At 33.7% G+C, this 6,773-nt stretch carries 5 protein-coding genes; all 5 read right to left on the reverse strand.

Annotated features, from left to right (window positions below):
- Window positions 1-151: 151 nt before the first annotated feature.
- From HMPREF1640_RS11980 to dcm, 5 genes are read right to left on the reverse strand one after another with little or no spacing between them, the layout of a single operon-like run.
- Window positions 152-1,120, reverse strand: a complete 969-nt coding sequence (locus HMPREF1640_RS11980) for a DUF3883 domain-containing protein (protein ID WP_036895186.1) — start codon at window positions 1,118-1,120, stop codon at window positions 152-154.
- Complete coding sequence (locus HMPREF1640_RS11985; protein WP_036895189.1) at window positions 1,101-3,050, reverse strand: DEAD/DEAH box helicase; 1,950 nt, start codon at window positions 3,048-3,050, stop codon at window positions 1,101-1,103. The genes HMPREF1640_RS11980 and HMPREF1640_RS11985 overlap by 20 nt, the downstream gene beginning before the upstream one ends.
- An 8-nt stretch (window positions 3,051-3,058) precedes the next feature.
- Window positions 3,059-4,354 carry a hypothetical protein gene (locus tag HMPREF1640_RS11990; protein WP_036895191.1) on the reverse strand — a complete coding sequence of 432 codons (1,296 nt, stop codon included), beginning with the start codon at window positions 4,352-4,354 and terminating at the stop codon, window positions 3,059-3,061.
- A gap of 4 nt (window positions 4,355-4,358) precedes the next feature.
- The gene (locus HMPREF1640_RS11995) at window positions 4,359-5,255 is read right to left on the reverse strand and encodes a DpnII family type II restriction endonuclease (protein WP_036895194.1); all 897 of its coding nucleotides are present in this window, start codon (window positions 5,253-5,255) and stop codon (window positions 4,359-4,361) included.
- Entirely contained in the window at window positions 5,242-6,597 is a 1,356-nt protein-coding gene (gene dcm, locus HMPREF1640_RS12000; protein ID WP_036895197.1) for a DNA (cytosine-5-)-methyltransferase, read from the reverse strand. Before dcm ends, HMPREF1640_RS11995 begins: the two co-directional genes overlap by 14 nt.
- Window positions 6,598-6,773: the final 176 nt, after the last annotated feature.

Raw genomic sequence — 6,773 nt, forward strand, 5'->3', positions numbered from 1 at the left:
CGGACAGTAATATATGTTTTAATGTTGTTATAGCCTATGGTGGTAACTCATAAAAATCATCACCGCATGTAGATTTACTGTTCGCTTTAATAAGTTTGCTTTTTTAGAGCAAAAATATGAGTGATATATGAGTGGGAAAAAGACAGAACAACTATTCGTTATGTTCTATATTAATGTCATTTAGTACCACTTTTATTGTATCGTCTATTAATAGCCATTGTGGATTATTCTTAAAATACTCTATTGGGTTTTGTATAATTAGAGGTTCATAGTCAGCTGTATTTATTTTGCTATAGTCAACCATATATATATAATAATGGTTTGCTAAAAGAGCTGCTTGTTTACGTTCATTACTTGACCAATAAAAGCGGGGCGTTCCTTCAAAAGTCTTTACTTCTATCATTCGGTCAAGATTGTCTGAATCTTGATTATCAAATGATACAATATCAAATCCTGCACAAACATCAATTTGTGATATTTGTTTTATGTCTTTTATTCTCGGATGCCCTTTTAATCTGCTTTTTTCATAATTGAGCACATATTTTTCTCCTTTTTCGCCTTGTTCCTGTTGCTTATCCAAATTCTTTAAGAGTTTCTGTAGACTCATTTTATGAGAAATCTCTTTTCCTTTATCAAGAAAAAGATTGATGTATTTGTCAATATAGAATTGTCCATCAGCTCTTGCTTTTGATAATATACCCAATGATATAAGCAGATTTCTCAGGCAGGCAAATTTGAATGAAATAGCAGAACGTGAAAATACGTATTTATCAGATTCTCTGTCATAAGATATTTTAGTAAAATCGATAAATTCATTTTTGAAAAGAAATTGAATGAATGATTTACTAAACCAGTCTACAAAAATATCCTTACTACAATTTTTAAATGAAATATAATTATCATTTATACTATAATAAAAATCTTTTGAAGATATAATAGACATCTCTTTAAAGAGAGTTATTGCTGCAAGTGGGTTGATATTGATATAAGACTTTGAATGCTGGCAAAGTATAGATATAGATGATATGGTGGAATTGTCTACAGAAAGACAATCCCACATAAAATATATACCATCGAGGTTTCCTATTTGCGAATATTTACTAAGACTTACGTTTTGCATAAGCTTCAATTATAGCTTTAATATCAGCATCACCACCATCTCCCAGATTATCAAATAGAGGAATCGGCATAGATTCGATCAATTGCGTCATTCTTTCCTCTTTTAGAATAAGTCTATTATTTATGACTTCATCAATAGAATTTCTTGAAAGAATATAGTAGTAGTTGGTTTCAGTACCAGGCTTAAGACCATATCGATGAATACGGTCTTTAGATTGCATGAAGTGTGCACAATTGAATGAGCGTTCCAAGTAAATTGCATTATGGCACACCTTATGGAGAGAAATAGATTCTGCTACTGCAAATGGATTAGCTATGATGACTTTGAATGGACTATCCTCTCTATGGAATGTCTTTATTATTCCTTCACGCGTTTCTTCATATCCTTCATCTTCAATGCTCATGCCATCTGTTGCAACAGGGGTTGCTCCATAAAGTGCTTTTGATTCAATATGGTGTGAAGCCAGATATGACTGCAACATTTCAATAGACTTTATAAAGATTGCCCATATAACTACTTTTCCTCCGTTCGAAATTATTTTTTCAACTAAATCAGCACATACTTTGAATTTTGATGGGACATCAGTAACATCATTGAATTTAAGGACGTTTCTCATGATGTCAGAATCATCATAATTGTCTAACGGTTTACCTTCGTCGTCTAGAAATTCAGATAATGGTTGACGCAAGAGAGCAGGATTGGATGCTGCCTGTTGTAAGCGTATCATCTTGGCTTTTACAAGAGCGGAATGTATATTTCCATTAACACTTTCAACTTCTTCAACAAATTGTTCCTCAATGTAGTCATATATACGCCTCTGACTATCGGACATGTCGACGACCAGAGGAGGGTTTTCTATCGGAGGCTGTAATCCCAAATTACTTTTTTTTATTCTGATAAAGTATGGATCAAGATTTTTCATCAAGGCTGGAACTCTTGTGTCGCCCTGTGTTCTTGACATTTCCTTTAGTTGGGCTATAGTGTATTTGACTACATCATTTTTAGGCCATATAAAATGAAAAAGATTATATAAATCTTCATATCCGTTGGGAGCAGGGGTACCAGTAAGAACGACTCTGGAATTACACAAAGATGCTAATTCCATTATAGATTGTGCGGTAATTCCTCCATTGGTGTTTTTAATCTTATGAGCCTCGTCTAACACGACCATAACACGATGGCTTCTTAGGAAATAAGATACATTATCCTTAACAGAGACTAAAGAAGCATAACTTATTAGAGTTAATTCACATGGATCATCTTCATAGAAGTATGACTGTTTGGCTTTTTGATTTAGTGTTCCATTAATTCGTTTACATGAGGGCTCTGTTCCAAAGCATTCCTTGTATTCTGATTGCCAAGGACCAAAAGAACTTAGAGGGCCAATAATTAAAAGCTTATCTACTTTCTTCTCATTATTATTCTTTAAGTTCTTTAAATATGTGTATGCTCCATAAACAATGGACGTTTTTCCAGCTCCAGGAACAGAAAAATTACATCCATTTTGTGAAAAAGCAAGATGATAAGATGCCAATAACTGTAAAGGATAAAGAGTTCGATTAAGCATGTTCTTTTTTAATGAATCAGTGAATTCGTCAAAATCAGAAATCACACAATTATTTTCTTTTATATCTTTTGCTTTAAGACTCCATTCCTCAAATTCATTCATTCTTTGATTGTATTCAGAAATATCTGAAGATACAGAGCCATCAAAAGATACATCTGCTTTGATGTATTTAGCAGAAAGCTTTACGATATTTGCTATACGGTCAATAGATTCCTCCGAAAAAATAGATACATCACCATTTTGCGCAACCTCGTATTTGAGGTTGCGCAATGCTATCTTAGAGCGTCTATTTGAAAGGAGTGCTTTAGTGTCTCCTTTCAAAAGATATTTGTTTCGCTCATATGATGTTAATATTAACTGCATAGTTTGAACTAATCAATGAAAGTCTTAGCTGTAAGATCTGAAATAGAAGCTGCAATTTCCTGCAAAGTTTTTATCAAAGTATCTTTGTTGGGTGCATTGAAAAGTGAAATTTTATCAATGGCTTCGATACTGTTTTTCGCTTTGTTGATAAGAACGGCAGGCTTGTTTACTTCTTTCTTACTCTCGACAATATCGTTACATTCTTTGAAAGCATCCATCAACGACTCCCGTACATTATTTCTCCATTTGGTGTCACGGTTGTCTAAAAGATGCTTTGAGTCCTTATCTGACTTCGCTTTTGAAAGAACGTCATCAACAGACTCTTCCTCCTTTATGTCTTCTTGGGCATCATTGTACTTCTCAACAAATTTGTCCCATGTGTCTTGGTGTTGAAGAATGTTTCCACTTGCTGTATATGCTATAGCTCGGAAATCAAAGTCACCTTTCTCATCAAGTCGTATATAGTCAAAACTAATTGCCTTCAAATCAGTTATGACTTCTTCTATACGGTCTTGAGGAATCCAACCGAATTTATTGCCTCCCTTTTCTATTTGCTTGATAGTTTGGTTGAGTTTCAACAAGTCATCCTCAAAGCCTTTAGGCATTCTTGTGTAGATACCATCATATCCAAAATTCTCAAGGTACTCATCAATAAGCCCCATTATTTCCAAAGCATTATTAACTTCGGATTGAGATTTAAAGCCCATGTATTCCATGATTTGTTGAGTTGAGAAACCATGTTCTTTCATATCCTTAGCATGAAGATACTTTTCTATAGGGTTATAATCAACCTTACTATCAGCAGCCATCTGATAGGTGGTCTCCAAACGTAGGATTTCTTTAGGATCAGCATCCTCTGGTAGAATTCGTGTATTAAAATAAGCACACTTATCCCTAACGTTTTGATCTGGGTGGCTGAGATAGATTGCACGGAGCAATGAAGCACGCCTATTACCATCTACAATAACTCCATCTGCAGTTATAATTCCAGGCTCTATTTGTCCATTCGCGATAAGATCATCTTTGGTTTTCTTATTACGTTCTTCGCTTGAAGAGAATAGAAATTCTTCTATCTTTTTAGCATCATTATCATTAGATGGATCTAATTGACTATGCTCTTTTGTGTATGATTTTACAAGGCTGCTAATTCTACCGTTTTCCACATTGTAAACTAAGCATTCAAGTGGAATACGGTAGACATCGAACTTTTGCGTTGTACCTTGATATTTTAGTATGGTACCTGTCGCAATTGGCGTGCCTTTTTTTATGTCGCTAATTTTCTTCTTTCTTTCTTCTCCTGTCATATTGCTATTTGATTAAGAAATCATCTATAATATCTTTAAGTTCACTAATAGTTTTAAGCGTCAAGAAATAATCGCAGTCATTATAAACTTTAATATAATCTGCAGATCTTCCTATCCATCCAGCTCCATCCAATATATTAACCATTTTTATATTGTTCATACCCTGTATAGAAGAGCGCATAGCTGTTATATTATCAGCGTATTTAGTCTGGGTAGAGCTTGTGGTCAAGTAGAAATTTGAATTGACAATTATGTATTTATTATTATATTCGATTAATGAAACTTCTTTGATGTTGGTGTCTGGTACATTAGCCTGTTTTTTGAATATAACATTCTTCTCTGTTGAAATATTATTTATTTCACGGTAGAGGAGATTGTAATACAAAGAACAATATTCACCATTATAAGAATTAGTAAGCTTGGCTTTAACTAATTTTCTTAAATAATCATCACTTTCAAGTCTTTCTAATGTTGATTTGTCAAATCTAAAGTAGTTCAATATAAATTGAGGGACAATAGATGTAAATGTTTGGCTATTATATCCATTGGTAATAAGCTCATATATTAATTCCAAATAGTCTCTTCTTTCAAGAATATGATTTCTCATAGCACTGAAATCCCATTCGGAATCAAAAGTATATCCTTTAGATAATCGAATCCATGAAATAACACGTTTGAACTTTTCTGAACTTATACCAAGCAAAGTTACTATTTGCTCAATTGCTTTTCTGTTGCTTTTGAGCAAATTCTCAAATGCTGTAATATTTTCTAAGCCAGACAACTGAGCTTTCATTTCTTTTATAGAAGCTCGTATGGTTGCCTCGTATTTATCTTCGATATCAGCATCGGTAAGGAACATTGTCGTTTCTTTCCTTGCATTCCTCAAATCAGTTTTTTTCATACTTCTTTTTTAAATTTGAGAGTAATACTTTTGCTACAGCTTTAATAACTGGTACACAAACAGAGTTTCCTAATAAGTCATATCCTAACTTTATAGTTCTTGGTGATTTGTTAAATTCTTCAAGACTATACCATGATGGATAGCCAAATAAACGTAGACCCTCTTTGAGAGTAAGATGTCTTATTCCAGAATTATCTATGACACCTAATGTATTCATATCCATAGCTACTATGGTAGGTGCAATACCTTTTGAAGGGAGAATGTGGCTTATAGGAAAGGATAACTTTCCTGTCACGATGTTATATCCTTTTGGTAATGTCTCATCTGGAACTCTTTCTGTATAAGAACTGCCGTTTTCATTATGGTAAATTTTTTTCTTAGGATATTCAAGAACAAGGTAGTTCTTACAGACAAGATCATCTAACATTGACTGTAGATTTTCATCATTGAAGAATGTAGAAATCTGCTTAGTTGTCAATGGCATTCCGTCCATCCATTCAATACCAATTGCTTCTGCCCAAGAATGACGACGTCTTTGTTTGAAGAGTAGGTTAAGCAATTCTTTTTGTTTGGCAGATACTTTACCTTTATATTCAAAATCCCAGCTGTGAATATTTGACGCTCCACCACGTTTGTCTTTTAAGAATTTACCTTCTAACTCTTTAACGTTGTAATGTTCTAAAAGAAGTTTGGTAAAGTCCGTTTGTGGGCAAGCCATACCATAGTCAATACATTCTCCAACAGTCTTTTGAGGAATGTTTGAGAAAGCAAATTTTATTGACCCATATTTCTTTTTACATCCAACAATATATACACGTTTCCTTGCCTGTGCTACACCAAAATCAGAAGCATTTAAGAGAATAAATTCTGTATTGAACTTTAGCTTTTCTCTTAAAACAGTAAGTATGACTTTTAGCGTTCTGCCGTATGGGTCACTTTTAAATTCTTTTTGGTGTTCAATGAGGCCTTCAACGTTTTCCAAAAGGAAACCATCAACATTCTTTAGATGATGTCTAAGAATTCTTTCAATTTCAAAGAATAAAGTTCCTCTTGTATCAGCAAATCCCTTCTGAGAACCTGCAAAACTAAAAGCTTGACAAGGAAATCCTCCTAAAAGTATATTAAACTCAGGTATTTCTCCAGCATCAACTTTAGTTATGTCTCGTTTGGGAATGTCTTCATTGAAGTTAAATTGGTATGCTTTCAGAGCACTGTCTTTAATCTCAGACGTAAATACACATTTTGTATTTATTCCAAGTTCTGCAGCTGCTTCTTCAAATCCAATTCTAATTCCTCCAAGTCCAGCAAACAGGTCTATAAATTTTATTGTATAATTGTGCATATCTAAATATAAAGACGCCCAATGCAGTACCTCGTTGGCCGACCAAAGCCAGTTCGTGACCGCAAAGGGAATCTATATATTGTTTTTATTTATTTTGGTCTATTTCGAGGTAATGTATTATAAATACATCGCTCTGCAAAAATAATTATTATTTAAGAAAGAAACAAATAAACTCG

The sequence above is a fragment of the Prevotella sp. S7-1-8 genome, assembly GCF_000758925.1.
GTDB lineage: Bacteria > Bacteroidota > Bacteroidia > Bacteroidales > Bacteroidaceae > Prevotella.

Excerpts from the sequence above, each read along its gene's own strand:
- HMPREF1640_RS11980 (WP_036895186.1), bottom strand. The coding sequence starts at position 1,120 with ATGCAAAACGTAAGTCTTAGTAAATATTCGCAAATAGGAAACCTCGAT.
- HMPREF1640_RS11985 (WP_036895189.1), bottom strand. The coding sequence starts at position 3,050 with ATGCAGTTAATATTAACATCATATGAGCGAAACAAATATCTTTTGAAA.
- HMPREF1640_RS11990 (WP_036895191.1), bottom strand. The coding sequence starts at position 4,354 with ATGACAGGAGAAGAAAGAAAGAAGAAAATTAGCGACATAAAAAAAGGC.
- HMPREF1640_RS11995 (WP_036895194.1), bottom strand. The coding sequence starts at position 5,255 with ATGAAAAAAACTGATTTGAGGAATGCAAGGAAAGAAACGACAATGTTC.
- dcm (WP_036895197.1), bottom strand. The coding sequence starts at position 6,597 with ATGCACAATTATACAATAAAATTTATAGACCTGTTTGCTGGACTTGGA.